The following is a 24,116-nucleotide window of genomic DNA, read 5'->3' as shown; positions in this document are numbered from 1 at the left end:
CTCAGCGCGCCTCGAAGCGCGCCAGATCGGCGTCCGACAACCGCACCTCGACCAGCATATGATCGCCGTCGACATCCTGGCCCAGCACCTCGCCATGGGCATGGAGCCAGGCAAGCGCCGCGCCGTCGCCGATGGGAACGCTGAGCGTGCGAACGCGATTTCCCTCCGACAGGCGGTCGGAGACGATCCGCCGCAGCAGATCGACCCCATCGCCCTGAAGTGCGGAGAGGGTGACGACGTCTTCGCGACGGGTTGCCTCCGCTTTGACGGCGGACCGGGCTTCCTCGTCGAGCATGTCGATCTTGTTCCAGACCTCCAGGATCGGCGCGCCCTCCCCGGCCTCTGCATCCGGTGCGCGCGGGCCGACGCCGATCTCGCCCAGCACCGACAGCACGTCGGCAGCCTGAGCATCGCTATCGGGATGGGCAATGTCGCGCACATGCAGGATGATATCGGCGCCGGTGACCTCTTCCAGCGTGGCGCGGAAAGCCGCGACCAGCTGGGTCGGGAGGTCGGAGACGAAGCCGACCGTGTCGGACAGGATCGCCTTGTCGAGCCCCGGGAGCGATATCTGGCGCATCGTCGGATCGAGCGTGGCGAACAGCAGATCCTCGGCCATCACCTTCGCACCGGTCATCCGGTTGAACAGGGTCGACTTGCCGGCATTGGTATAACCGACCAGCGCGATGACCGGCCAGGGCGCGCGCTGGCGGCGCGCACGATGCAGGCCGCGAGTCCGCCGGACCTGCTCCAGCTCGCGCCGGAGCTTCGCCATTCGGTCGCGGATCAGGCGGCGGTCGGCCTCGATCTGGGTTTCGCCGGGACCACCGAGGAAGCCGAAGCCGCCGCGTTGCCGTTCGAGGTGGGTCCAGCTGCGCACCAGGCGGCCGGCCTGATAGTCGAGATGGGCTAGCTCGACCTGAAGCCGGCCCTCGGCCGTCGCCGCACGCTCGCCGAAAATCTCAAGAATCAGGCCCGTCCGGTCGATGACCTTGGCCTCGATCGCCTTTTCGAGATTGCGCTGCTGGATCGGCGTCAGCGCCGCATCGACCACGAGCAGCTCTGCCTCGTCCTGACGGATCGCCAGTGCGATCTGCTCGACCTGACCCGAACCGAACAAGGTCGCGGGCTTGGGATCGCGCAGACGGAAGGCGAGCCTCCCGACCACGTCGATCCCGATCGCGGCAGCGAGACCCGCAGCTTCGTCGAGCCGGGCCTCTGCGCTGCGGGGATTGTCACCCGCACGCTCGGGAAGAGCCACGATCGCCTTTGCGCCGCGGCTCAGCCCGTCGTCTTCCTCACGGTTGAAAACGCTCAATCGTCGTCCGAACTGTCGATCTCGGCCAGATTGATCGGATGCGCCGGCTGCACGGTCGAGATGGCATGCTTGTAGACGAGCTGGCTCAGCCCGTCGCGCCGCAGCAACATGCAGAAGAGGTCGTAGGCAGCGATCTCTCCCTGCAGCATGACGCCATTGACGAGGAACATCGTCACCGGCTCGCGGGTCTTGCGGACCGCCGACAGGAAGACTTCCTGAAGCAGGTGGGACTTCTTCTCTTCGAAGCCCTTGTCGATCTCGGTCATGTCGAGCGGATGCGCCGGCATTACGGTCGAGATGGCGTGCTTGTAGATGAGCTGGGACTGGCCGTCACGGCGGAGCAGCACGGAGAAATTGTCGAACCAGGTGATGATGCCCTGGAGCTTGACGCCCTTCACGAGGAACATCGTGACGGGGGTCTTGGTCTTGCGGACCGAGTTGAGGAAGATATCCTGAAGATTATTGACCTTGTCGGCCATTGCCGGTCTCCGGTCTTGGCGGGTCATGGCCCGCTTCGTGCGCCGTTGCATGGCGTCGTGCCGCCCCCACCCTATGCGGGGACTGACAGACGATAGCCGACCCGGACGCTGCCGTCCATCTCGCACATGCAACAAAAATCTGACGATGCGGCGGGACGACGCCCAAGCGGGGCGATCAGGGCTCCTGATCGTCGCGCGCGTCGACAAGACCGAGCGTCTTCAGCTTGCGGTGGAGCGCCGACCTTTCCATGCCGATGAACGCTGCCGTCTTCGAGATATTGCCCGAAAAGCGCCGGATCTGGACACGAAGATATTCACGCTCGAACGTCTCCCGCGCCTCGCGCAGCGGGGTACCCATGATCGACCGCGCAGCTTCGCCCGGCGCCAGCCTCGCCTGATCGTTCAGCACCTCGGCGGGCAGCATGTCGAGCTCGATCACCCCGATCCGGTCGCCCGGCGCCAGGATCATCGTCCGCTCGACGATATTGCGCAGCTGGCGGACGTTGCCCGGCCAATCATAGGTTTGCAGTGCGCCGACCGCGTCGGGGGTCACCGTCGGCGTCGGCAGGCGCCGTTCGGAGGCGAAGCGCGCCAGGAAATGCTCGACCAGCGCAGGGATGTCCTCCCGCCGCTCGGCCAGCGACGGAATGTTCACCGGCACCACGTTGAGGCGGTAATAGAGATCTTCGCGGAAACGGCCGCCGTCGATCTCCTCGGCGAGGTTGCGCGCCGTGGCCGATACGACGCGGACGTCGACCTTGACGATACGCTGCCCGCCGATCCGGCTGAACGCCTGTTCGGTGAGCACACGCAGGATCTTTGCCTGGGTCGTGAGCGGCATGTCCGCGATCTCGTCGAGAAACAGCGTTCCGCCATGCGCCTGCTCGAGCAAGCCGGGCCGGATCAGTTCGCCATTTTCCTCGACCCCGAAAAGCTCTTCCTCGACCCGTTCGGGCTCCATCCGCGCTGCGCTCACGACGATGAAGGGGGCGTTGGCGCGGTTGCTCCACAGGTGCAGGAGGCGCGCAGCGACCTCCTTGCCCACGCCGGCGGGACCGCTGATCAGTACGCGGCTCCCGGTCGCCGCCACACGCTTCAGCGTCGCGCGTATCCCGTTGATGGCGCTGGAGTTGCCGGTAAGCTCCTCCTCCTGGCCGATCTGCGCCTTGAGCGTGGCATTTTCCCGGCGCAGGCGATCGGTTTCGGTGGCGCGGCCGACGAGCAGGAGAAGCTGCTCGGCCTCGAACGGCTTTTCGATGAAATCGGCGGCACCCCGCCTGATCGCGGCCACAGCGGTATCGAGATTGCCGTGCCCCGAGATCATCAGCACCGGCAAGGTCGGGTCTCGCCGCTTGATTTCGTCGAGCAGGTCGAGCCCGTCGAGCCGCGATCCCTGCAACCATACGTCGAGCAGGACCAGCGAAGGCCGCCGGTCATCGATCGCGGCCAGCGCGGCATCGCTGTCGGCTGCCGTACGCGCGGCATAGCCCTCGTCCTCGAGCACACCCGCGACCAAGTCGCGGATGTCGGCCTCATCGTCGACGATCAGGATTTCCAGAGCCATGCGTCAAGCGGTTCCACTTCTCTTGAGGGACGGAAATTTGGCGTCCTCGCCATCCTGGACGAGGCGGTCCTCGGACACGGTAGCGATGGTCGCCAGCGCATCCTGATCGAAATCGAGATCGACGATGGTGCCGCCACCGGGCCGATCGCGCAGCGACAGCGTACCGAGATGATCCTCGACGATCTTGCGGACGATGGCGAGGCCAAGCCCGGTGCCGCGCTTGCGCGTCGTCATATAGGGCTCGGTCAGGCGATCGCGCTCCACCGGCAGTCCGGGCCCGTTGTCGGCCAGCACGATCTTCAGCCGCCCGTCGCCGATCCGGATCGTCATCGCGATCACTCCGGGGGCATGCTGTTGCGGATTTTCCTCGATCGCCTCGACCGCGTTCTTGACGAGATTGGTCAGCGCCTGGCCGAGCTGACGCCGGTCGCAAACCATCGTCGGTGCGAGGTCTTCGGTGTCGAGGCTGAAGCTGATCGCGGGATGCGCGACCTCATGCAGGAACATCGCCTGCCGGGCGATGTCGACGATCGCTTCTTCACGGAAAACCGGTTTCGGCATGCGCGCGAAGGAGGAGAATTCGTCGACGATGCGGCGCATGTCGCCGACCTGGCGGATGATGGTCGCGGTCAGCCGCTCGAACACGCCCGGATCGGAACTGATCTCCTTGCCATAGCGGCGCTGCAGCCGTTCGGCAGCCAGCTGGATCGGGGTGAGCGGATTCTTGATCTCATGCGCGATCCGCCGCGCGACATCGGCCCAGGCGGCGCGGCGCTGGTCCGCCAGACGCTGGGTGATGTCGTCGAACGTCAGCACCCGCGCGCCTTCGGCCGCCACGGAGCGGACGGCGAGCGTTCGCGGCTCGCCGGCGATTACCGTCTGCACCACCACCTCGCGATTGCCGCTGTCGAGCACCCGGTCGAGTTCGGCACTGATCTCCACGAGCGGGCGGCCTTCGATCGGCTCCTCCAGGTCGAGCATCGTGCGTGCCGAAGGGTTGACGAGAGTCACATGCCGCTGGCTGTCCACCGAGACGATACCGGCGGTAACGCCTGACAGAACCGCCTCAATGAAGGCGCTGCGGTCCTCGAGCTGGCTGTTGGCGGCGACCAGAGCGCCGGTCTGCTCGCCCAATTTGCGCGTCATGCGGTTGAAGGCGCTGCCGAGCGTGCCGACCTCGTCGGAACTGGGGGAAATGTGCACGCGGGCCGTAAGGTCGCCCGCCGCCACACGCCGGGCGGCCGAGACAAGCTCGTTCACCGGACGCACGAGCCGGTCGGCGACGCGCATCGCGACCCAGATGGCAACACCGAGGATCGCCAGCGCCATGATCATCAGGAGGATGTTGAACCGCAGCTGCAAGGCCCGCGCGCGATCGATCGTCGCGACATAGTCACCCAGCGCCGACCGTGCCCGGACCGCCTGTGCGAGCACGTCCGGCGCGGCTTGGCGCGACACGTAGAGATAGGTGCGGCTCGCGCCATCGAGCAGAATCGTCCCCTCGATCCTGTCGCCCGCCTCCGCGGTGATCCGGGGCTGCCCGCCCTGGAGGAAGGGGATGGTGGCCGGTGGCAGGCGCTGGTCCAATGCACGCTTATCGAGGTTCGCCAGTGCGATCAGCTGCGGCGTGCCCGAGCTATCGATGTTGATGATCGCCGCCTCGGACAGCCCGCGATAGGCGATCTGCCGCGCGAACTCGGTTGCGAAGCGGGGATCGTCGATCGTCGTCGCCGACAGGAAATAGCGAAGATCGCCGGACATCGCCGTGATGTCGCCGAGCAGACGCTCCTTGCTCTCGGTCACATAGGCCTGCGCCACCCGCTCCGAGCTGCGCAGCACCACCCGCGCCTTGTCGGAGAACCAGAATTGAGTGCCGAGCTGGAACAGTAACGACGCGAATACCACCACCAGCAGCGTCGGAACGGTAGCGATCAGCGAGAAGAAGGCGACGAGGCGGACGTGCAGCCGTCCCCTGCTCCCCAGTTCCGACTGCGATGCGCGATAGATGGCGACGCGTCGCGCGATCAGCACCATGAGGCTCATGAACGCCAGCAGATTGGCACCCAGCAACAATGTCGCGAAGGTCGGCGAAATCGGAACCTGCGGCCGGCCGCTTGCCGTGACCACGCGATAGCTCGCGATCAGGATCAGCAATGTTGCGATCGGCGTCGCGATCTCGATGAGCGGCATGAGCCGGTGCAGCCGCCAGGCCATAACGAGCCGCCGCCGCACGCGTGTCAATGTCAGACCGGGAAACGCCATCGTTGCCCGGTTACCACAATAGCGTGGCCTCGGGAACACAGTGACGTCGCAGGGAGGGCACGCCGCGTCGCCCTGACGTAGCTCGTTCGCGACCTAGTCCGATCGCTTCGCGGCCAGCGCGTCGATCTGCAGGTCGGTCAGCTTCTTGCGCAAGGTATTTCGGTTGATCCCCAGCAGGCGGGCTGCGCGCAGCTGATTGCCCTTCACCGCCGCCAGAGTGAGTCGCAGCAAGGGCCGCTCGACCTCGGCAAGCACGCGATCATAGAGCCCGTCCGGAGGCAGATCACGGCCGAATCCGGAAAAATAGCTGCCGAGATGCTGTTCCACCGCCTCCGAAAGCCCGGCGGCACTGACCACGCCCGGCTGTGCCAGGATGGTCTCAGACGAAGGCAGCTGCTGCAGCTGCTGCTCGACGAGGCTCGCCGTGATCACATCCTCGCGGCTGAGCACGGCCAGACGGCGCATGAGATTCTCGAGCTCGCGGACATTTCCGGGCCAGCCATGCTGCATGAGCCGCGCGATTGCACCCGGGTCCAGCGCCTTGCGGGGCAGGCCATCGGCCGCCGCACGCTCCAGGAAATAGCGTGCCAGTTCGCCGATATCCTCGCCCCGCTGGCGCAGCGAGGGGAGCCGGATCGGCACCACGTTCAGCCGGTAATAGAGGTCCTCGCGAAAACCGCCCTCGGCGATCAGGCGGGGAAGATCCTTGTGGGTGGCGGCGATGATACGGACGTCGGCCTTGATCGAGCGGGTGCCACCGACCGTGGTGAACTCGCCCGCCTGCAACACGCGCAGCAGACGGGTCTGCGCCTCCATCGGCATGTCGCCGATCTCGTCGAGGAACAGCGTGCCACCCTGCGCCTGCTCGAAGCGCCCCGCTGAACGCGCCTGCGCACCGGTAAAGGCGCCCCGCTCATGGCCGAACAGCTCGGACTCGATCAGTTCGCGGGGAATCGCCGCCATGTTGATGGCGACGAAGGGCGCGGCTGCGCGGGGACCGAAGTCGTGAATCGCCCGCGCTACCAGCTCTTTGCCGGTGCCCGATTCGCCCAGGACCAGGACGGTCAGGTCATTGGCGACCACGCGCGCGATGGTGCGATAGACTTCCTGCATCGGCGGCGAACGGCCGATCAGCGGCAGGTCTTCGGTGGCCTCGCTGGCGGCCGATGCTGCGCCGCTCGCCATCCGCGCCGCAAGGGCATCGGCGACCGCGCGGGTAAGTTCGCCGAGATCGAACGGCTTGGGAAGATAGTCGAAGGCGCCCTGCTCGGTCGCGCGCAGGGCGGTTGTGAAGGTGTTCTGAGCCGACAGGACGATCACCGGAAGGCCCGGATCCTTGGCGAGCATCTCGGGGATGACATCGAGGCCGTTGCCGTCTGGCAGCATCACATCGGTCACCAGCACCTGCGGATCGAAGCTGGCGAACAGGCGCCGCTGATCCGCCACCGATGCGGCGGTCTCGACGACATGCCCCGCGCGCCGCAGCGCTTCCCGGACCACGGTCCGGATCGCAGCGTCGTCGTCGACCACCAGAACACGACCGCCACCGATGCTCATGCCATTACCCTCGCCCTGGGGAGTAGCAGACGGAACACCGTCTTCGGGGGCAGGCCCTCCCGCGCATATTCGATGATGCCGCCCTGGTCGGCCACGAGCTTTTCCACCAGCGCCAGCCCGAGCCCGCTGCCACTGCGTTTGGTCGTGACGAACGGGTCGAACAGATGCCCTTCGATCTCGGGCGGGGCTCCCGGCCCCTCGTCGATCACGCACAGCTCGATCGGCAGCGGCTGCCGGGCGTTGCCGTCCGCCCGTCGCATCGAAACGCCGTGGCGATAGGCGGTGGTCAGCGTGATCGCGCCGGGGCCGCCCTCCATCGCTTCGGCGGCGTTCTTGAGCAGGTTGATCAGGATCTGCACGAGCGAGTCCCGATGGCCCAGCACGGCCGGCAAGGACGGATCATAGATCTCGCGGATCACCCGCCCTTTGGCGAACCCCTGCAAAGCGACTTCGCGGGCATGCCCCAATATGGCGTGGATGTTCTGCGGCGTCATTTCCATCGGCCGCGTATCGGTGAAGCCCTGCATCCGGTCGATGAGCGCCGCCACGCGGTCGACTTCCTCCCGGATCAACCGGGTCAGCGCCCGCGATTCCTCGTCGCAGGTCGTTTCGAGCAGCTGCGCGGCCCCGCGCACCGCCGACAGGGGGTTCTTGATCTCATGGGCCAGCATCGCGGCGGCAGCCACGGCGGTTCTCGTCCCGCCTTCCCGATCGACCGACCGCGCGCCGATTGCGCTGCGCGCATGGGCGTGGATCGAAACGGTCCGCCACCCCGCCCGCTCGGGCAGCGGCGCGACCATCAGATCGACACGCATTCGCCGGCCCAGCGGCAGTACGATCTCAAGATCATAAGCGGCAAAGGGCGCATCGCTGGGCATCGACGTGAGCGGGTGACCGATCGCGTCGATCACCGGTTTACCGACGATCTGGTTGCGGCTGTGGTTGAACAGCGACTCGCAGGCAGCGTTGAGTTCCACCACGATCCCTCCGGGATCGATCACCAGCACGGCCGTTGCCATCGCCGCCAATATCTCGGACGGCGACGGCGCATCCGCCGGCACCAGTGCCGCCGGGCTCCGCCGCGAGAAGCGCATCAGGCCGCTGCGCGGGAGAGCCATGGCGCGTAGAATTCACCGAGCATCGCGATGACGCGCGTCGGGTCGGGCTCCTGGTTGACCTTGTTCCGGAACTCGGCCGACCCGGGAAGCCCCTTGGTGTACCAGCCGATATGCTTGCGGGCCATATTGACCCCGACCTCTTTGCCGTAGAGTTCGAGCATCGCGTGATAATGCCCGAGAATGACGTGATATTGCTCCTCGATCGTCGGATCGGGCCGGCGCTCGCCGGTTTCGAAGAAATGCATGACCTGCGACAGCAGCCAGGGCCGACCGTAGGAACCGCGTCCGATCATGAGCCCATCCGCGCCGGACTGTTCGACGGCGGTGATGGCGTCGTCGATCGAGCAGATGTCGCCATTGACAATCACCGGAATGGACACCGCATCCTTGACCCGGCGGACGAACGCCCAGTCGGCACTACCCTTGTACATCTGGTTGCGCGTGCGACCATGCACGGTGATCATCTTCACCCCGACATCCTCGGCGATCCGGGCGATCTCGGGCGCGTTCAGGCTGTCATGATCCCAGCCCATACGCATCTTGAGCGTCACCGGCACCTCGACCGCCGCCACCGTTTCCTTGATGATGGCGACCGCCAGATCGGGCGTGCGCATCAGGGCCGAGCCGGCATCGCCATTGACGACCTTCCGCACCGGGCAACCCATGTTGATGTCGATGATCGCCGCGCCGCGATCCTGGCTCAGCTTTGCCGCCTCGCCCATCTCGCGCGGGGTGCAGCCGACCAGCTGCATCGACACGGGTTCCTCGGCGGGATCCCACAGCGCCTTTTGCACCGACTGGCGCGTCTCGCGGATGGCGGCCTGGCTCGCGATCATCTCGGTGACGTTGAGACCCGACCCATAGCCGCGCACGACCCGCCGGAACGGCAGGTCGCTCACTCCCGTCATAGGCGCGAGGATGACCGGGCTGTCGATCCGGACCGGACCGACGGTAATGGGACGCAATGTGGGTGTCATGGCTGCCATGTTGCCTAAAAAAGCAGCATCCCCCTAGCCGCTTATCGCTTCCGGGGCAAGCTGGCCCCCCGGAGGCTCCCAACGCTTTACGTCAGGCGCACGGGCCCCTAAAGCGCCGATCGATGAACGGCGCGCCCCGCATAGCTGCCTTGATCGTCGCCGCCGGACGCGGCGTGCGCAGCGGTGGCGAGATTCCAAAGCAATATCGCGATCTGGCTGGCAAGCCGGTCCTGCGCCACGCGATCGATGCGCTGCGGGATCATCCGCGCATCGATATGGTCCAGGTGGTCATCGGCGAAGGCCAGGAATCGCTTTATGCAGCGGCGATAGGCGAGGCGCTTCTGCCCCCGCCCGTGCTCGGCGGCGCGACTCGGCGCAACTCCGTGCTCGCGGGGCTCGCGGCCTGCGAGGCCGATATCATCCTGATCCACGATGCCGCACGCCCTTTCGTTCCCGCTGCCGTCATCGACCGGCTGCTCGCTGCGTTCGACCACCATGACGGAGCAGTCGCGGCCCTGCCCGTGGTCGATACGCTGGCCAGGGGCGACGAGTTGCTCGGCGACACGGTCTCGCGTGAGGGACTGTGGCGCATTCAGACGCCACAGGCCTTCCGACGCGCGGACATCATCGCTGCGCATCAGGCGTGGCCGGAGTACCGCGAAGCGACCGACGACGCTCAGGTCGCACGCGCAGCGGGCTACCGCATCGCGGTGGTCGAGGGAGACCGCCGCCTGGAGAAATTGACCTACTCCGCCGATTTCGACGCTGCTGCCGAGAGGGTAACAATGATCAGCCGATCCGCCTCCGGTTTCGACGTGCACGCCTTTGCCGAAGGCGACCGCGTCCATCTAGGCGGTATCGCCATTCCGCACAGTCGCGGCCTTGCCGGCCACAGCGACGCGGACGTCGCGCTGCACGCGCTGACCGATGCGCTGCTGGGCACGATCGCAGCGGGCGATATCGGCAGCCATTTCCCCCCGAGCGATCCGCAGTGGCGCGGCGCGGATTCGGAAATTTTCCTCGATCACGCGCGGTCGCTTGTCTCCGCAGCCGGCGGGGTCATCGATTTCGTCGATCTGACGATCATCTGCGAAGCACCGAAGGTCGGACCGCACCGCGCCGCGATCCAGGCCAACATCGCCCGTATTCTCGGCCTCTCCGAAATGCAGGTCAGCGTAAAGGCGACCACGACCGAGCGGCTGGGTTTCACCGGCCGAAAGGAAGGCATAGCCGCCCAGGCCATCGCTACGATAAGGATGGCCCAGCCCAGATGAACGGAACCCCCGCATGACCGACAAGATGGACAGCCTGCTTCCGCCGGAACTGCTCGACGCAGCCCGTCGTGTCGTCGATGCAAACCGTGCGGCCGGTCGGCGGATCGCTCTCGCGGAGAGCTGCACCGGGGGACTGGTGGCGGCGGCGATCACCGAGATACCAGGCTCTTCGGATGTCCTCGGATCAAGCTTCGTGACCTATTCGAACGAGGCCAAGGTCTCGATGCTCGATGTTCCGTTCGAGATGATCGAGACCTTCGGCGCCGTCTCGATCGCTGTTGCCTGGGCTATGGCGCGAGGGGCACAGGAACGCAGCGATGCCGACATCGCGGTTGCCATCACCGGCGTCGCCGGACCGGGCGGCGGCAGCGACAAGAAGCCTGTGGGGACCGTCGTCTTCGGCCGTGCGATCAAAGGTGCCGATCCCGAGGACATCGCCGCCGACAAACGCCATTTCGGCGATCTCGGGCGCGGCGGGGTCCGGCTTCAGGCGGCGCTGTGTGCGCTTGAATTGCTTATGCCGGGGGCTTCGCTCGAAGGGGCCCCGTAAAGCTTTGCGGCACGCTCCTCGAAGGCACCGATCATCATCCGCAGCGCCCGATCGAACACCTGGCCTGCGACCATCTCGAACAGTCGCGACTTGAACTCGAACTCGATCGAGAAGTCGACCACCGTCCCGCCCTTGCCGTCGGACGCGAAGGCCCAATCGTTGCGCAGATATTTGAGCGGTCCGTCGAGATAGTCGACGTGGATGCTCTCGGGGCGCTGCTTGGTGACCTTCGACGTGAATTTCTCGCGCAGCGCCTTGAACCCCACCATCAGGTCGGCGACCATCTCGGTCTCGTCATCCGACCGGACGCGGACCGCCGACACCCACGGCAGGAACTGCGAATAGGAGGCTACGTCGGCGACCAGATCGTAGATCTGCTCCGGCCGATAGGGCAGCGTGCGGACTTCGTGATGCCTCGGCACGTCAGGCCGCCGGCTGCGCCTTGCGCGCGAGTTCCGCATTGCGGGCGTCGCGCATCTTCGCGAAATCCTCTCCGGCATGGTAGCTGGACCGCGTGAGCGGCGTTGCCGCGACCAGCAGGAAGCCCTTGGCGCGCGCGATCGCCGCATAAGCCTCGAAGGTCTTGGGCGGCACGAACTCCGCCACCTTGGCATGCTTCGGCGTCGGCTGCAGATATTGGCCCATGGTAATGAAGTCGATGTCGGCCGAGCGCATGTCGTCCATCACCTGATGGACCTCCAGCCGCTCCTCGCCCAGCCCGACCATGATGCCTGACTTGGTGAAGATGGTGGGATCGAGCCGCTTGACGGATTCGAGGAGGCGCAGCGACGCATAATAGCGCGCACCCGGGCGGATCGTCGGATAGAGCCTCGGCACCGTTTCCAGATTATGATTGTAGACGTCGGGCCGCGCCGCCACGATCATCTCGATCGCCGCATCCGCCTTGTTGCGGAAATCGGGGGTCAATATCTCGATCGTCGTGCTCGGCGTGGTGCGGCGAAGCGCCTCGATAACCTTCACGAAATGCCGCGCGCCGCCATCGGGCAGATCGTCGCGATCGACCGAGGTCACCACGATATGCTCGAGGCCGAGTTCGGCCGCTGCGTCGGCGACATGCTGCGGCTCGAGCGGGTCGACCGCGCGGGGCATGCCGGTCTTCACATTGCAGAAGGCGCAGGCCCGGGTGCAGGTATCGCCCAGGATCATCACGGTCGCGTGCTTCTTGGTCCAGCACTCGCCGATGTTCGGGCAGGCGGCCTCTTCGCACACCGTCGCGAGGTTGAGGCGGCGCATCAGCGCCTTGGTGTCCGCGAAAGCCTTCCCCATGGGCGCTTTCACGCGGATCCAGTCAGGCTTGCGTTGCTTGGCGGCAGGCGGCGTAGGCAGAGGTTCGCTCATGCCCGCTCAGATAGGCGATGAGTCGGCTACTTGCCAGCCCCCTTCACCGCGACTAGGCCATTGGCCATGACTGACTTCACCGGATTGATCGACGGCTATCGCCGCTTCAAGAACAATGGCTGGACACAGCAACGCGAGCGGTGGAGCCAGTTGGCCGACGGGCAAAGCCCCAAGCTGATGGTGATCGCCTGTTCCGACAGCCGGGTCGATCCCACGATCATCTTCGACACTTCGCCGGGCGAAATCTTCGTCGTGCGTAACGTCGCCAACATGGTCCCGCCCTTCGAGACCTCGCCCGGCCACCATGGTGTGTCGGCGGCACTCGAATTCGCCGTGACCCAGCTGGAAGTCCCCGAGATCGTCGTGCTCGGCCATCAGAGCTGCGGCGGGTGCGCCGCGGCATTGAGCCAGCGCTTCCTCGATTCCGAGCCGGGCAAGGGCGGCTTCATCGCCGACTGGGTATCGCTGCTCGACGACGCACGCGAACGTGTGCTGGCGGAACATGGCGATAGCGATTCCGCGCAGAAGGCCATGGAGTTCGAAGCCGTGAAGGTGTCGATCGCCAATCTCCGGACCTTTCCCTTCGTGCCCAGTCGCGAACAGGCGGGCAAGCTGGTGATCCACGGCGCCTATTTCGCAGTAGCCGATGGAGTCCTGCATCTGCTCGACGAAACGACCGGAGAGTTCGCTCCAGCCTGAAGCCGACCGCCGGAACGGCGCCGCGAGCCAGACGTTTAGCCTTCAGCATATCGTTCATGTTGAGGAGAGTTCCGATGAGCCTTCGTATCTTGCTCGCCACGGCGGCAATTGCCGCCCTCATTCCCGCAGCCGGCCAGGCGCAGCAGAGCCAGACCGCGGTGGCAGCGACAGCGGAAGTGCCGCAGACGCAGGCGCTCAACAACGGCGTCAACGAGGCGATCGTGGAGACCAAGACCGCCAATGCGGTGGCCGTGGCGCAAGCCGACATCAACCAGCAGGACTATGAGGCGGACAAGGCAGCCTATGCCAGGGCGATGCGTCAATATCGCCGCGATGTCGTCGCTACCGACGCGACCTATGTTCGCCAGCAGGACGCCTATGCGATGGCGATGCGCGACTGGCGGGCGCAGGTCGTGATGTGCAAGAAGGGCCATCAGAGCGCCTGCAAGCTGCCGACCCCGGATCCCCGCAACTATATGTGATCCCGGCGACGCCGGATGAAGAAAGGGCCGGTCCCGGCGGGATCGGCCCTTTCTCTGTTCAGCGTGTGAGCTTCTTGTAGGCGCCGGATCCGGGCCGGTCGGCAGCGTCACCGAGGCGGCGACGCTTGTCCTCCTCATAGCTCTCGAAATTGCCCTCGAACCACTCGACATGCCCATTGCCCTCGAAGGCGAGGATGTGGGTGGCGAGACGGTCGAGGAAGAAGCGATCGTGGCTGATCACCACGGCGCAGCCCGCGAAATTCTCCAGAGCATCCTCGAGCGCGCGCAGCGTCTCGACGTCGAGGTCGTTGGTCGGTTCGTCGAGCAGCAGGACATTGCCGCCCTTGCGCAGCATCTTGGCCATGTGGACGCGGTTGCGTTCACCGCCCGACAGCTGGCCGACCTTCTTCTGCTGGTCGGCGCCCTTGAAGTTGAACGCGCCGACATAGGCACGGGTCGACATCTCGAACTTTCCGACGGTCATGATGTCATGCCCCTCGGAGACTTCCTCCCAGACATTCTTGTTGGCGTCGAGCGCGTCGCGGCTCTGGTCGACGAAACCGAGCTTGACCGTCGGGCCGATGTCGATCGAGCCGGCATCCGGAGTCTCCTGGCCCGTGATCAGACGGAACAATGTGGTCTTGCCGGCGCCGTTCGGACCGATGACGCCGACGATGCCGCCCGGCGGCAGCGTGAAGTCGAGCCCCTCGAACAGCTTCTTGTCGCCATAGGATTTGGTCAGGCCCTTCGCCTCGATCACCTTGCCGCCCAGGCGCTCGGGGGTCTGGATGACGATCTGGGCCTTGCCGGGGGCACGGTTGTTCTGCTTCTCGACCAGTTCGTCGAACGCCCGGATACGGGCCTTCGACTTAGTCTGGCGTGCCTTCGGGCTCTGCCGGATCCACTCCAGCTCTTCCTTGATCGCCTTCTGGCGACCGGCATCCTCGCGCTCTTCCTGCTCCATGCGCTTCGACTTGGCGTCGAGCCAGGAGGAGTAGTTGCCCTCATAAGGAATACCGCGACCGCGATCGAGTTCGAGCACCCAGCCGACGACATTGTCGAGGAAGTAGCGATCGTGGGTAACGAGGATCACGTTGCCGGGATAATCGATCAGATGCTGTTCGAGCCAGGCGACGCTTTCGGCATCGAGGTGGTTGGTCGGTTCGTCGAGCAGCAGGATGTCGGGCTTCTCGAGCAGCAGGCGGCACAGCGCGACGCGGCGCTTCTCACCACCCGACAGGCCGGTGACGGGCAGGTCGCCGGGCGGACAGCGCAGCGCTTCCATCGCGATTTCGAGCTGGTTGTCGAGCGTCCAGCCATCGGCGGCGTCGATCTTCTCCTGAAGGACGCCCATCTCTTCCATCAGAGCGTCGAAGTCGGTGTCGTCCTTCGGATCGCCCATTTCGGCCGAGATCGCGTTGAAGCGGTCGATCATGTCCGCGACCTCGCGGACGCCGTCCATGACGTTCTGCTTGACCGTCTTGTCCGGATCGAGCTGCGGTTCCTGCGCCAGGTAACCGACCCGCAGGCCGTCAGCGGCCCAGGCCTCGCCCGAATATTCGGTATCGATGCCTGCCATCACCTTCATCAGGGTCGACTTACCTGCACCATTGACGCCGATGATGGCGATCTTGGTTCCCGGCAGGAACTGCAGGTGGATATTGTTGAACAGCGGCTTGTTGGCGCCGGGGAAGGTCTTCGTCAGACCCTTCATCACGAAACTATATTGCACGGCCATCGGTCGCGGACCTCGTTGGGCTGTATCAGGCAGGAAAATGTCGGTCGCCCCTAACCGACGCAGGCCCGATTGGCAAATGGGGAGCGGCTCGTTAGCCTCCGCGACCATGAAGATTCTCCACCGCATCGCGCTGCTCTCCGCCGTCCTCCCATCCCTGCCCGCCCTGGCCCAGGCGGTAGCGCCGGTCGAGGATGTCGCACCGTTGCGCGCCGCCGCGCTGGGTGATTCGCTCGCCTGGGACATCACCGAACAGCTGACGACCGAGATAGGCCCGCGGCAGGCCGGCAGCGACGCCGAAGCCCGCGCGCGGGACTGGGCGGTGGCCAAGCTGAAGGCGCTCGGCTTCGCCAATGTCCGGATCGAGACGTTCGAAGTGCCATGGTGGGAGCGCGGGACGGCCAAGGCGCGTGTCGTGGCGCCCTTCCCCCAACCGCTTACGCTGACTGCGCTGGGCAACAGCGCGGCAACCCCGTCCAAAGGCCTCACCGCGGAAGTCATCGCGTTCGACAGCCTCGACGCGTTGCGCGCCGCGGCGCCGGCCTCGATCAAGGGCAAGATCGTCTTCGTTACGCATCGCATGGCCGCGACGCAGGACGGCTCGCATTATGGCGTGGTCGGCGCGATCCGACGGAGCGGCCCCTCGGTTGCATCGAAGCTCGGCGCGGCTGCGATCATGATCCGGTCGATAGGAACGGACAACCACCGCGTGCCCCACACCGGCTCTCAGAGCTGGGCCGATGGGGCGACGCCGATCCCTGCGCTTGCGCTCGCCAACCCGGACGCCGACCAGCTCGAACGGATACTCAAGCGCGGCAAGCCGGTCATGGTCTCGCTGGAGGTGACCGCCAAGACCGCAGGAAAGCGTATGTCCGGCAATGTCATCGCCGAAGTTCCCGGCCGCGATCCGGCTGCGGGCCTTGTTGTGATCGGCGGACATCTCGACAGCTGGGACGAGGGTACCGGCGCGATCGACGATGCCTCGGGCGTCGCCATAACCACCGCCGCAGCCAAGCGGATCATGGATGCGGGCCAGCCCTTGCGAACCATTCGTCTGGTCTGGTTCGGATCGGAAGAGATCGGCCTGTTCGGTGGAGCGGCCTATCGCGAGGCGCATCGGAGCGAAAAGCATCATGTCCTGGCCGAATCCGATTTCGGCGCGGATCGCGTCTGGCGCTATCAGACCACCGTGTCGCCGGAAGCGCTACCTTCCATGAAGCGGCTCGGCGCGGCGCTCGCTCCGCTCGGCATCGTGGCTGGGGGCAAGAATGGCGATGCATCGGGTTCGGATATCTCCGAAATCCAGAAGCTCGGCATTCCGGTGATCGAACTTGCACAGGACGGGACGCGCTATTTCGATCTCCATCACACCGCCGACGACACGCTCGACAAGATCGATCCCGCCCAGCTTCGCCAGAATGTCGCCGCCTGGACTACCATGCTCTCGGTCGTCGCGAACGACCCGGTCGATTATGGCCCGGTTGCGCCCCGTTGACTTCCGCTCACCAAGGTTAATTGTTGCGCCCGGGCAAAGGGCCCGAAACAATCGCTTCATAGCTGTGCTCTTGCGATCGCAAAAAAAATGCGACGCTCGCAGGAGAAAAACCATGTCCATGATCATTGCACTGGGGATGATGGCCTTGTCCGCTCCCGCCACCGATGCAGCGCATCACCATGCCACCACGATCGAACATCGGGGCGTGCCGATGGACGTGCGCTATCGTGCGTCGGTCGACCTCGCCACCAAGCCGATGGGCGTTTCCCCGCCGACACGGGCGGGCATCGGCCGCTGCGCCTGGGTCGCCACGATCGCCGTCGAACGACAGATGGCGCCCGCCGGCACCACCGCCAGCGGACTGACGCGCATCGTTTCGTCCGATTACAAGATCAAGGGCAGCCGCGCCGGCAGCTGCATGACGAGCAAGTCGGCGATCGCGCAGGAGGTCGCTGCGCGTGATGCCGAAATCCGCTCGCATGTGCTGGCTGTTGCCGAACGCGACAAATCGACCCTGCTGGCAGAGCTGGAAAGCGGCTTCGCTGCCACGCGCGAACTGAGGTGAGACACGGCCGGATCGTGCTTGCAGCCGCCTTGGCCCTTGGCGGTCATTCCGTCGGGGCTCCGGCCGCCGGCCTCGATCCGGCCCTTTCCGTCACCGCGACGACGGACGAGCGGCGGCGCGGGCTGGGCTGGAGCGACGGCAGGCCGAGCGTCACGGCGCGCGGCACGATATCGCCGATCGAAGGCACCAGCCTGACGGCCAGCGCCACCAGCCTGCGCCGCAGCGCGCGGCATGACCAAGCGGCGTGGCTTGTCGATGCCACGCTAGGTTACAGGCATAGTCTGGGCAGCGTCGATTTCGACGGCCAACTGACCTACCACGCCTTCCCCGGCCGGTCGGCGCTCGATTATGTCGAGCTTGGCGGCGGCGCTGCGACACTCGTCGGTCCCGTCCAGCTCGAAGGCTTCGCCCTGTACGCACCCAAACAGCAGGCGATCGGTGGCGACAATCTCTATCTCGCCGGTGCAGCCTCCATGGCCATCATCGGAACGCCGTTCAGCCTGCGCGCGCAGGTCGGGCGTTCGAGCGGCAGCACTGATGATCCGGTCCGAGCACAACGCCTTCGCCCGCGAGGCCGCTATTGGGACGCATCGCTGCGGCTCGATCATGTCCAGGGGCCGCTGCGCCTGTCGATCGGCTACACCGACAGCTTCGGCTTCGCGCGTCCCGCCCTTCCCGGGCCGCTGGGCCGCAACATGGGTGCGCGCGTTCTGGTTTCGGCAGGCTTCGACCTGGGCGGCTGACGCCCTTCGTTCATTGCGGCCCGACGAGGAGGTCGGGCGATCCCTCGCTGGCGCGCGTCTCGACGACCGGCAGCTCTTCTATATCCTTGTCGCCCGTCTCGATGTTGAGATCGCGGAACTTCCGCCCGGTCACGAGCACCCGGCCCTCGAAGCTAGCGACGAACTTGTTGTAATTCTCCACCGCGCTGTTGAGGCCGCCACCGACCCGGCGCAGATGCTGCGCGGCAGTGTACAACCGCTCGTGCATCTCCTTGCCGAGCCGACCGATCGCGCGAGCCTCCTCGGCCATCTTCTCCTGTCGCCAGACGCTGGCGATGGTGCGCGCCAGCGCGACGAGGTTGATCGGCGTGGCGATCAGGACGCGGCGCTGATGCGCCCAGTCCCACAGCTCGGGGTCCTGCTCCATCGCGGCGGACAGGAAATGCTCTCCGGGAATGTACATCACGACATAGTCGGCGGCCTCGCCGAAGCGATCCCAATAGCTCTTCTGTCCCAACTGGCTGGCATGGGTGCGCAGGGCCGCAGCATGGGCCTTGAGGGACGCAGTGCGCGCGACCTCGTCGACCTGCTCGGCCGCGTCCATATAGGCGTTGAACGAGCATTTGGCGTCGATGATCAGCTTGCGCCCACCCGGCAGCCGCACGACGACGTCGGGGCGCAAGCGGCCATCCTCGGTATCGACCGAAACCTCGGTCGCGAAATCGGCATAGGGTGACAGGCCGGACTGTTCGAGCACGTTGCGCAGCGACTGCTCTCCCCAACGGCCCCGCGCCTTGGGGCTGGCGCGCAGGGCATTGACGAGCTTCGCGGCCTCATCGCGGACCTGACCCTGCCCTACCCGCACCTGCTCGACGGCCTCGCGCAGCCCGGCATAGCTGTCGACCCGCTCCTTCTCGACGCGCTGTAGCCCCTCCTCATAGCGCTTCAGCGTGGTTTCGACCGGCGTCAGCAGCGCCTTGAGCTGTGCCTCGCTCTTCTCGCCCGCCTGATGGAAGCGTTGATCCGCGCGCTCGAGAAACTGCCGCTGCGCCTGATCGAGCAGCCGGCTGCCGACCTCGGCGAACTGGGCCGACAGTTGATCCTTGGCCTCCTTCATCTGCGCGATCTGTGCCTCGAACGCCTCGGCGCGCGCGCTCCTCTCGGCGGCGAGCGCCGCCGCCTCGCGTTCGGACCGCGCAAGCGCCTCGCGCGCCGCGTCGAGTTCGCGCCGAAGGGTCGCAATATCGCCCGCCTGACTGGCAGCCATTCTTCCACGCACCACCCAGCCCAGGGCGAGACCGAGGAGCAGGAACAGGGGCAGAGCAAGCAGAAGATCGAGCGATGACATGGATTTTTCCCTGGAACAGAAAGCGAACCGTGCCGCCGCGCCATTCGGAATGCAAGAGCAACTGCGCTCTTTCCATTGGCGCAGCAGGGGCTAATATCGCCGCGGGGATTTAACGGGGGTCATTGCATGGCTGAACAAGGCCGGAAGGCGTCGCTTGGCGCGCGGGTTGCGGCATTCTGGCCGACGGCGCGCAAGACGCTGCGGCAGATCGGCACGACGCGCCTGATCGTGACGGCGATCTTCCTGGTGCTCGGCCTTATGTTCGCGCGCTACAGCTGGAACATCATGCTGGCCCGCGACGCCGAGCGCGCGCTTTACGACGTGCGCGCTCTCCTCGCCGCACCGCATGTCGAAACCGACCAGCGCATCGTGATGGTGACCTTCAACGAGGAGACGCTGCGGCTGACCGGACGGCGATCGCCGCTCGATCGTGCCATGCTGGCCAACGCTCTCGTCCAGCTCGACAAGATGAAGCCCAAGGCGATCGGCATCGATATTCTGATCGACCAGCCGACACCCGAAGACCAGACACTGATCGACGGCTTCCGGACGATGAAGACGCCGACCTATCTGGGGCTCGCGACGAACAAGAGCAACCCGGCCTTCATGACCTATGACCAGGAGATCTTCCTGCGGGATTTCCAGAAGAAGACCGCCCCCGGCAACGTCCATTTCACCAGCATCCGGCTGGAGGCCGACCAGGATGGCGTGATGCGCAGCTGGCCCGGCCAGCCTGCCGACCTTCCGCCGCTGATGGCCAATTCGCTGACACAGGGTTTTCCCGAATATCGCGACCATCAGGGCTCGATCCGTTATCGCCTGCCCGTCAATTACGAACGCCCCGTGTTCGACAAGCTTCCGGTCGAGTTGATCGCCAATCCCGATCTGCTCGAAGCTTTCAGGCCCCAGATCGAGGGGCGTTACGTCCTCATCGGCGGCAACATCCCCGACGTCGACCAGTTCACCACGCCCGCCTCACGTATGAAGGACCCGCAGACGGGCCGTGTCGGCGAGACGACGATCGGCCTCGAAATCCACGCCACCCTGCTCGGGCAAATGCTCGACCGCTTCATGTTCAAGCCGATCCCCCAATGGGGCCTTTGGCTGATCGCGATCGGCGTCGTCCTGCTCGGCGCGCTGACGGCCATGGGAAATCTCCGCCTTTGGAAGCTCGCACTGCTGTTGATCGTCCAGGCCGGCGCCGTCGTCGCCCTGCCCTTCTTCTGGCAGTTCCATGGCATCGACACGCAGGGGCTTCCGGTGTTCGGCTGGCTGCTCGGCTGGATCTTCTCCTTCTCGGCCGTTGGCACGGCAGCGCGCGGCATCGGTTCGGAGCAGCGCAACTTCGCCCAGTCGGCGCTCGGCAAATATCTGCCGGGCGACATCGCCAAGGACATCATGAAGAATCCCGAGCGGCTCCAGCTGCACGGCGAGAAGCGTGAAATCTATGCGCTGTTCAGCGATCTCGAGGGCTTCACCAAGCTGAGCCACCAGATCGAGCCGGAGATGGTCGCCTTCCTGCTCAACAAATATCTCGACGTCCTGTCGGAAACCGTCCTTCAGCATGGCGGCACGATCGACAAATTCGTCGGCGACGCGATCGTCGCCTTCTGGGGCGCGCCGATCAGCCGGCCCGACGATTGCGAGCGCGCCGTGCGCTGCGCCGTTGCGATGTACGAGGCCGGCGAGCAGTTCCGGCGCGAGGCGCCCGAGGGGGTGCCGCCGATCGGCGTAACCCGCGTCGGCGTCCATTTCGGCGAGGCAATCGTCGGCAATTTCGGCGGCGAGGGCCGCATCCAGTACACCGCGCTCGGCGACTCGATGAACACAGCGTCTCGCCTCGAGGGCGCCAACAAATATCTGAAGACCAAAACACTGGTCAGCGACACCGTCGTCGAACGCTCTACGCTGAAGAGCTTCCGTCCGGTGGGGCGCATCACCGTCTCGGGCCGCTCGACCCCGATGGAGGTTTTCGAGCCCGTGCTCGATTATTCCGAAACGGCTGTGCAACAGTTCACAGACATCTTCCGTAGGTTCGATACAGGGGATGAAAGTGCGCTGGCGGATTTCGAAGCGCTGGCCGAACAGAATCCCGAGGATAAGGCGCTCAGAAATCTGATAGAGCGGCTTCGTGAAGTAGGACCAGGAGGGTATAGTGCTCTGGACAAATAATCGCCGGTCGCAGGCAGCTGTTGCGACACTCATGGCCGTGCTGCTCGCGGGGACTGCCGCAGCCGCACCGCTCGTCGTGCGTTCGTCCGGCCCGTCGGCCAAGACCTATCCCGCCGGCAAGGCCCTCGCGGACAATGCAAAGCTCACCTTGAAGGCGGGCGATACCATCGTGCTGCTCGACGGCAAGGGCACGCGCACCCTGTCCGGCCCCGGCACGTTCAGCGCCAGCGCCTCGACCGTAGCCGCGGCCAGCACCGGCTCGACCCTCAACGCGCTCGTCTCGGGCGGCGGCGAGAAGCGGGCCCGGATCGGAGCCGTGCGCAGCGCCAGCGGGATCGACAAGGGCGGCAAGGTGCCCAACCCCTGGTATGTCGACGTGACGCGCAGCTCGAACATGTGCATCGCCGACCCGGCTAATGTGACCGTCTGGCGCCCCGATGCGTCCAAGGCGACCACGCTCACCATCGCCGGTCCCAATGGCAGCACCACGCTTGATCTGGCCGCCGGTCAGGCGATGGCCAGCTGGCCGGCCGCCGCCGCGATCAGCAGCGGCAGCCAGTATAAGCTCAGCTGGGACGGCGCCAAGGCCCCGACCAATGTTAAGTTCATCGTCGTCCGCCCGGCCACGACCGACATGACGGGCATCGCCCAGTCGCTGATCGAGGGCGGCTGCAAGGAACAGCTCGACCTCGTCATCGAAGCCGCGTCGGGCAACGCCTCGCACGGCTGATCGCCCGATCAGTGCTCGAAAAGGCCGGGGCGATCTTCGCTCCGGCCTTTTTTCATGCCTGCCCGCCGGCAACAAGGGTCTGCCAGACGGATTGCGCAGCGGGGGACGCTTGATCTAGAGCCGCGCCACACATTCTGCTGGAATTGACATGACGCACCCCGCACCGTTCGGCGCCCCACTCTCCCTGTTCGACAGCCTGAGCCGCTCGCTGCGCGTCTTCGAGCCGATCGACCCGACGATGGTACGGCTCTACAGCTGCGGCCCGACGGTTTATAACTTCGCCCACCTCGGCAATCTGCGCGCCTATGTCTTTACCGACACGCTGCGGCGGACCCTCAACTGGAAGGGCTGGCCGGTCAACCACGTCATCAACATCACCGATGTGGGGCATCTGACGTCCGACGCCGACGAAGGCGACGACAAGATGGAGGCCGCTGCACGAAAAGCGGCCAAGACGATCTGGGAGGTCGCTGCCTTCTACACAGAAGCTTTCAAGGCCGATCTTGCCGCACTCAACATCGTCTCGCCGACGATCTGGAGCGTGGCAACCGACCACATCCAGGACATGATCGACTTCGCCCGCGTCATCGAGCGCGGCGGCGCAACCTATGAGCTGCCCAGCGGCCTCTATTTCGATACGTCGAAGGTGTCCGACTACGGGCGGCTCGCAGGAAGCCGGGGACCCGAGACGGTCGGCCGCATCGCCGAGGTCGAAGGCAAGCGCAACGCTGCCGACTTCGCGCTGTGGCGACGCTCGGCCGACGGCGAGCGGCGGCAGATGGAGTGGATGTCGCCCTGGGGCCCGGGCGCGCCGGGCTGGCACCTCGAATGCTCCGTGATGAGCATGAAATATCTTGGCCGCCAGTTCGACATTCACACCGGCGGCATCGATCATCGCGAGATACATCACTGCAATGAGATCGCCCAGAACCAGGCCTTCACCTGCAGCGATGCCTCAGGTGCCAATTTCTGGATGCACAATAATTTCCTGGTCGATCGCGGCGGCAAGATGTCGAAATCGAAGGGCGGCTTCGCGACGCTGTCCAGCGTCACGAGCAAGGGCGTGCACCCCCTCGCCTATCGGCTGCTCTGCCTGTCGGCGCATTATCGGTCCGAGCTCGAATTCTCGCCCGAGGCCCTGTCCGCCGCGCTGACGCGCCTCGGCCGCCTGATCCTCGCCGCCGAAGCCCTGCGGGAGAAGGCGGGGAGCCCCGACTGGCTGCGCGTCATCGAAGAGATCGGTGCTACCAAGGGCGCGCCATTCGCCTACCAGCGCGCGATCGTGGAAGAGGGCCTTGGCGCCAAAGCGCGCGATCTGCTCATCAAGTTCGACGAGGCGCTTTCGGGGGATCTGATGGTTCCGCAAGCCCTCCCACTGCTCGAGACCGCGCTGACCGAAAAAAGCATTCCGGCGGAGGAGCGGTTGCGCGTCGTCGCCAGCATGGATCTGGCTCTCGGCCTGAGCCTCCTGCGGATGCGTCGCATCGACCTACGCCTGAAGCCGGATGGCGCGACCATCGAGGAAGAAGAGATCGAGCGGCTGCTCGACCAGCGCCAAGCGGCCCGGGCCGCCAAGGATTATGCCGAATCCGATCGCCTCCGCGATCTTCTGGCCGAGTCCGGCGTGGTGGCGATGGACGGCGCCGGCACCATGCGCTGGGACTGGCGGATCGAGCTCTGAATTTCCGTTGCGGAATCAATTGGCCTGGG

At 65.5% G+C, this 24,116-nt stretch carries 21 protein-coding genes; 10 read left to right on the top strand and 11 right to left on the bottom strand.

Annotation, left to right across the window (positions count from 1 at the left end; translation table 11 throughout):
• Window position 1 precedes the first annotated feature (1 nt).
• From hflX to dusB, 7 genes are all read right to left on the bottom strand, one after another.
• On the bottom strand, window positions 2-1,318 hold the full coding sequence (gene hflX, locus G6P88_RS01170) for a GTPase HflX (protein WP_165321453.1): 1,317 nt from the start codon (window positions 1,316-1,318) through the stop codon (window positions 2-4).
• Entirely contained in the window at window positions 1,315-1,797 is a 483-nt protein-coding gene (gene hfq / locus G6P88_RS01165) for an RNA chaperone Hfq (protein ID WP_247710560.1), read from the bottom strand. Before hfq ends, hflX begins: the two co-directional genes overlap by 4 nt.
• A 175-nt stretch (window positions 1,798-1,972) precedes the next feature.
• On the bottom strand, window positions 1,973-3,361 hold the full coding sequence (ntrX, locus tag G6P88_RS01160; RefSeq protein ID WP_165321451.1) for a nitrogen assimilation response regulator NtrX: 1,389 nt from the start codon (window positions 3,359-3,361) through the stop codon (window positions 1,973-1,975).
• Window positions 3,362-3,364: 3 nt separating this feature from the next.
• On the bottom strand, window positions 3,365-5,623 hold the full coding sequence (locus G6P88_RS01155; protein WP_165321450.1) for a sensor histidine kinase: 2,259 nt from the start codon (window positions 5,621-5,623) through the stop codon (window positions 3,365-3,367).
• 93 nt (window positions 5,624-5,716) lie between these two features.
• Complete coding sequence (gene ntrC, locus G6P88_RS01150) at window positions 5,717-7,180, bottom strand: nitrogen regulation protein NR(I) (RefSeq protein WP_165321449.1); 1,464 nt, start codon at window positions 7,178-7,180, stop codon at window positions 5,717-5,719.
• Window positions 7,177-8,298, bottom strand: a complete 1,122-nt coding sequence (locus tag G6P88_RS01145; RefSeq protein WP_165321448.1) for a two-component system sensor histidine kinase NtrB — start codon at window positions 8,296-8,298, stop codon at window positions 7,177-7,179. Before G6P88_RS01145 ends, ntrC begins: the two co-directional genes overlap by 4 nt.
• Window positions 8,274-9,275, bottom strand: coding sequence for a tRNA dihydrouridine synthase DusB (gene dusB, locus G6P88_RS01140; RefSeq protein WP_165324822.1), 1,002 nt, complete (start codon window positions 9,273-9,275; stop codon window positions 8,274-8,276). Before dusB ends, G6P88_RS01145 begins: the two co-directional genes overlap by 25 nt.
• Before the next feature lie 122 nt (window positions 9,276-9,397).
• On the opposite strand from dusB, the gene G6P88_RS01135 reads away from it, so the two are divergent.
• Window positions 9,398-10,549 (top strand): bifunctional 2-C-methyl-D-erythritol 4-phosphate cytidylyltransferase/2-C-methyl-D-erythritol 2,4-cyclodiphosphate synthase, encoded by a 1,152-nt coding sequence (locus G6P88_RS01135; protein ID WP_165321447.1) that lies wholly within the window; start codon window positions 9,398-9,400, stop codon window positions 10,547-10,549.
• 13 nt (window positions 10,550-10,562) lie between these two features.
• Entirely contained in the window at window positions 10,563-11,099 is a 537-nt protein-coding gene (locus tag G6P88_RS01130) for a CinA family protein (protein ID WP_165321446.1), read from the top strand.
• Here G6P88_RS01130 and G6P88_RS01125 read toward each other — a convergent pair.
• Together G6P88_RS01125 and lipA are read right to left on the bottom strand one after the other, a co-directional pair.
• Window positions 11,036-11,521, bottom strand: coding sequence for a type II toxin-antitoxin system RatA family toxin (locus G6P88_RS01125; protein ID WP_165321445.1), 486 nt, complete (start codon window positions 11,519-11,521; stop codon window positions 11,036-11,038). The two genes, G6P88_RS01130 and G6P88_RS01125, sit on opposite strands and share 64 nt — an antisense overlap.
• Window position 11,522: 1 nt before the next feature.
• Window positions 11,523-12,458, bottom strand: a complete 936-nt coding sequence (gene lipA, locus G6P88_RS01120) for a lipoyl synthase (RefSeq protein WP_165321444.1) — start codon at window positions 12,456-12,458, stop codon at window positions 11,523-11,525.
• 66 nt (window positions 12,459-12,524) lie between these two features.
• Here lipA and G6P88_RS01115 point away from each other — a divergent pair, with 66 nt between their 5' ends.
• Window positions 12,525-13,157 (top strand): carbonic anhydrase, encoded by a 633-nt coding sequence (locus tag G6P88_RS01115; RefSeq protein ID WP_165321443.1) that lies wholly within the window; start codon window positions 12,525-12,527, stop codon window positions 13,155-13,157.
• A 74-nt stretch (window positions 13,158-13,231) separates the two neighbouring features.
• Window positions 13,232-13,639, top strand: a complete 408-nt coding sequence (locus G6P88_RS01110) for a hypothetical protein (RefSeq protein ID WP_165321442.1) — start codon at window positions 13,232-13,234, stop codon at window positions 13,637-13,639.
• 58 nt (window positions 13,640-13,697) lie between these two features.
• Here G6P88_RS01110 and ettA read toward each other — a convergent pair whose 3' ends face one another.
• Window positions 13,698-15,377 (bottom strand): energy-dependent translational throttle protein EttA, encoded by a 1,680-nt coding sequence (gene ettA / locus G6P88_RS01105; protein WP_165321441.1) that lies wholly within the window; start codon window positions 15,375-15,377, stop codon window positions 13,698-13,700.
• 76 nt (window positions 15,378-15,453) lie between these two features.
• Between ettA and G6P88_RS01100 the strand changes: the two genes are divergently transcribed.
• The 3 genes from G6P88_RS01100 (at window position 15,454) to G6P88_RS01090 (ending at window position 18,177) form a co-directional block, all read left to right on the top strand.
• Window positions 15,454-16,869: a M28 family peptidase gene (locus G6P88_RS01100; RefSeq protein ID WP_165321440.1), complete on the top strand. Its 1,416-nt coding sequence runs from the start codon at window positions 15,454-15,456 to the stop codon at window positions 16,867-16,869.
• A gap of 112 nt (window positions 16,870-16,981) precedes the next feature.
• A complete protein-coding gene (locus G6P88_RS01095; protein WP_165321439.1) occupies window positions 16,982-17,434 on the top strand; it encodes a hypothetical protein in 453 nt (150 codons plus the stop codon).
• Window positions 17,431-18,177 carry a TorF family putative porin gene (locus G6P88_RS01090; RefSeq protein WP_206335831.1) on the top strand — a complete coding sequence of 249 codons (747 nt, stop codon included), beginning with the start codon at window positions 17,431-17,433 and terminating at the stop codon, window positions 18,175-18,177. Before G6P88_RS01095 ends, G6P88_RS01090 begins: the two co-directional genes overlap by 4 nt.
• Window positions 18,178-18,187: 10 nt before the next feature.
• Here G6P88_RS01090 and G6P88_RS01085 read toward each other — a convergent pair whose 3' ends face one another.
• Window positions 18,188-19,504, bottom strand: coding sequence for a DNA recombination protein RmuC (locus G6P88_RS01085; protein ID WP_165321437.1), 1,317 nt, complete (start codon window positions 19,502-19,504; stop codon window positions 18,188-18,190).
• Between the two features lie 126 nt (window positions 19,505-19,630).
• Between G6P88_RS01085 and G6P88_RS01080 the strand changes: the two genes are divergently transcribed.
• The 3 genes from G6P88_RS01080 (at window position 19,631) to cysS (ending at window position 24,087) form a co-directional block, all read left to right on the top strand.
• Window positions 19,631-21,676 (top strand): adenylate/guanylate cyclase domain-containing protein, encoded by a 2,046-nt coding sequence (locus G6P88_RS01080; protein WP_165321436.1) that lies wholly within the window; start codon window positions 19,631-19,633, stop codon window positions 21,674-21,676.
• A 31-nt stretch (window positions 21,677-21,707) separates the two neighbouring features.
• Window positions 21,708-22,406, top strand: a complete 699-nt coding sequence (locus tag G6P88_RS01075) for a hypothetical protein (protein ID WP_226946673.1) — start codon at window positions 21,708-21,710, stop codon at window positions 22,404-22,406.
• 148 nt (window positions 22,407-22,554) lie between these two features.
• Entirely contained in the window at window positions 22,555-24,087 is a 1,533-nt protein-coding gene (cysS, locus tag G6P88_RS01070) for a cysteine--tRNA ligase (RefSeq protein WP_165321434.1), read from the top strand.
• Window positions 24,088-24,116 lie beyond the last annotated feature (29 nt).

It is taken from the genome of Rhizorhabdus phycosphaerae, assembly GCF_011044255.1.
Taxonomy (GTDB): domain Bacteria; phylum Pseudomonadota; class Alphaproteobacteria; order Sphingomonadales; family Sphingomonadaceae; genus Rhizorhabdus; species Rhizorhabdus phycosphaerae.
The sequence above is the reverse complement of the archived record's forward strand: the minus strand, read 5'-3'. Positions and strand labels throughout refer to the sequence as shown.

Excerpts from the sequence above, each read along its gene's own strand:
- G6P88_RS01135 (WP_165321447.1), top strand. The coding sequence starts at position 9,398 with ATGAACGGCGCGCCCCGCATAGCTGCCTTGATCGTCGCCGCCGGACGC.
- G6P88_RS01130 (WP_165321446.1), top strand. The coding sequence starts at position 10,563 with ATGACCGACAAGATGGACAGCCTGCTTCCGCCGGAACTGCTCGACGCA.
- lipA (WP_165321444.1), bottom strand. The coding sequence starts at position 12,458 with ATGAGCGAACCTCTGCCTACGCCGCCTGCCGCCAAGCAACGCAAGCCT.
- ntrX (WP_165321451.1), bottom strand. The coding sequence starts at position 3,361 with ATGGCTCTGGAAATCCTGATCGTCGACGATGAGGCCGACATCCGCGAC.
- G6P88_RS01155 (WP_165321450.1), bottom strand. The coding sequence starts at position 5,623 with ATGGCGTTTCCCGGTCTGACATTGACACGCGTGCGGCGGCGGCTCGTT.
- dusB (WP_165324822.1), bottom strand. The coding sequence starts at position 9,275 with ATGACACCCACATTGCGTCCCATTACCGTCGGTCCGGTCCGGATCGAC.
- G6P88_RS01085 (WP_165321437.1), bottom strand. The coding sequence starts at position 19,504 with ATGTCATCGCTCGATCTTCTGCTTGCTCTGCCCCTGTTCCTGCTCCTC.
- ettA (WP_165321441.1), bottom strand. The coding sequence starts at position 15,377 with ATGGCCGTGCAATATAGTTTCGTGATGAAGGGTCTGACGAAGACCTTC.
- G6P88_RS01110 (WP_165321442.1), top strand. The coding sequence starts at position 13,232 with ATGAGCCTTCGTATCTTGCTCGCCACGGCGGCAATTGCCGCCCTCATT.
- G6P88_RS01075 (WP_226946673.1), top strand. The coding sequence starts at position 21,708 with ATGGCCGTGCTGCTCGCGGGGACTGCCGCAGCCGCACCGCTCGTCGTG.
- G6P88_RS01115 (WP_165321443.1), top strand. The coding sequence starts at position 12,525 with ATGACTGACTTCACCGGATTGATCGACGGCTATCGCCGCTTCAAGAAC.
- G6P88_RS01145 (WP_165321448.1), bottom strand. The coding sequence starts at position 8,298 with ATGGCTCTCCCGCGCAGCGGCCTGATGCGCTTCTCGCGGCGGAGCCCG.
- G6P88_RS01095 (WP_165321439.1), top strand. The coding sequence starts at position 16,982 with ATGTCCATGATCATTGCACTGGGGATGATGGCCTTGTCCGCTCCCGCC.
- G6P88_RS01100 (WP_165321440.1), top strand. The coding sequence starts at position 15,454 with ATGGGGAGCGGCTCGTTAGCCTCCGCGACCATGAAGATTCTCCACCGC.
- hfq (WP_247710560.1), bottom strand. The coding sequence starts at position 1,797 with ATGGCCGACAAGGTCAATAATCTTCAGGATATCTTCCTCAACTCGGTC.
- cysS (WP_165321434.1), top strand. The coding sequence starts at position 22,555 with ATGACGCACCCCGCACCGTTCGGCGCCCCACTCTCCCTGTTCGACAGC.
- ntrC (WP_165321449.1), bottom strand. The coding sequence starts at position 7,180 with ATGAGCATCGGTGGCGGTCGTGTTCTGGTGGTCGACGACGACGCTGCG.
- G6P88_RS01080 (WP_165321436.1), top strand. The coding sequence starts at position 19,631 with ATGGCTGAACAAGGCCGGAAGGCGTCGCTTGGCGCGCGGGTTGCGGCA.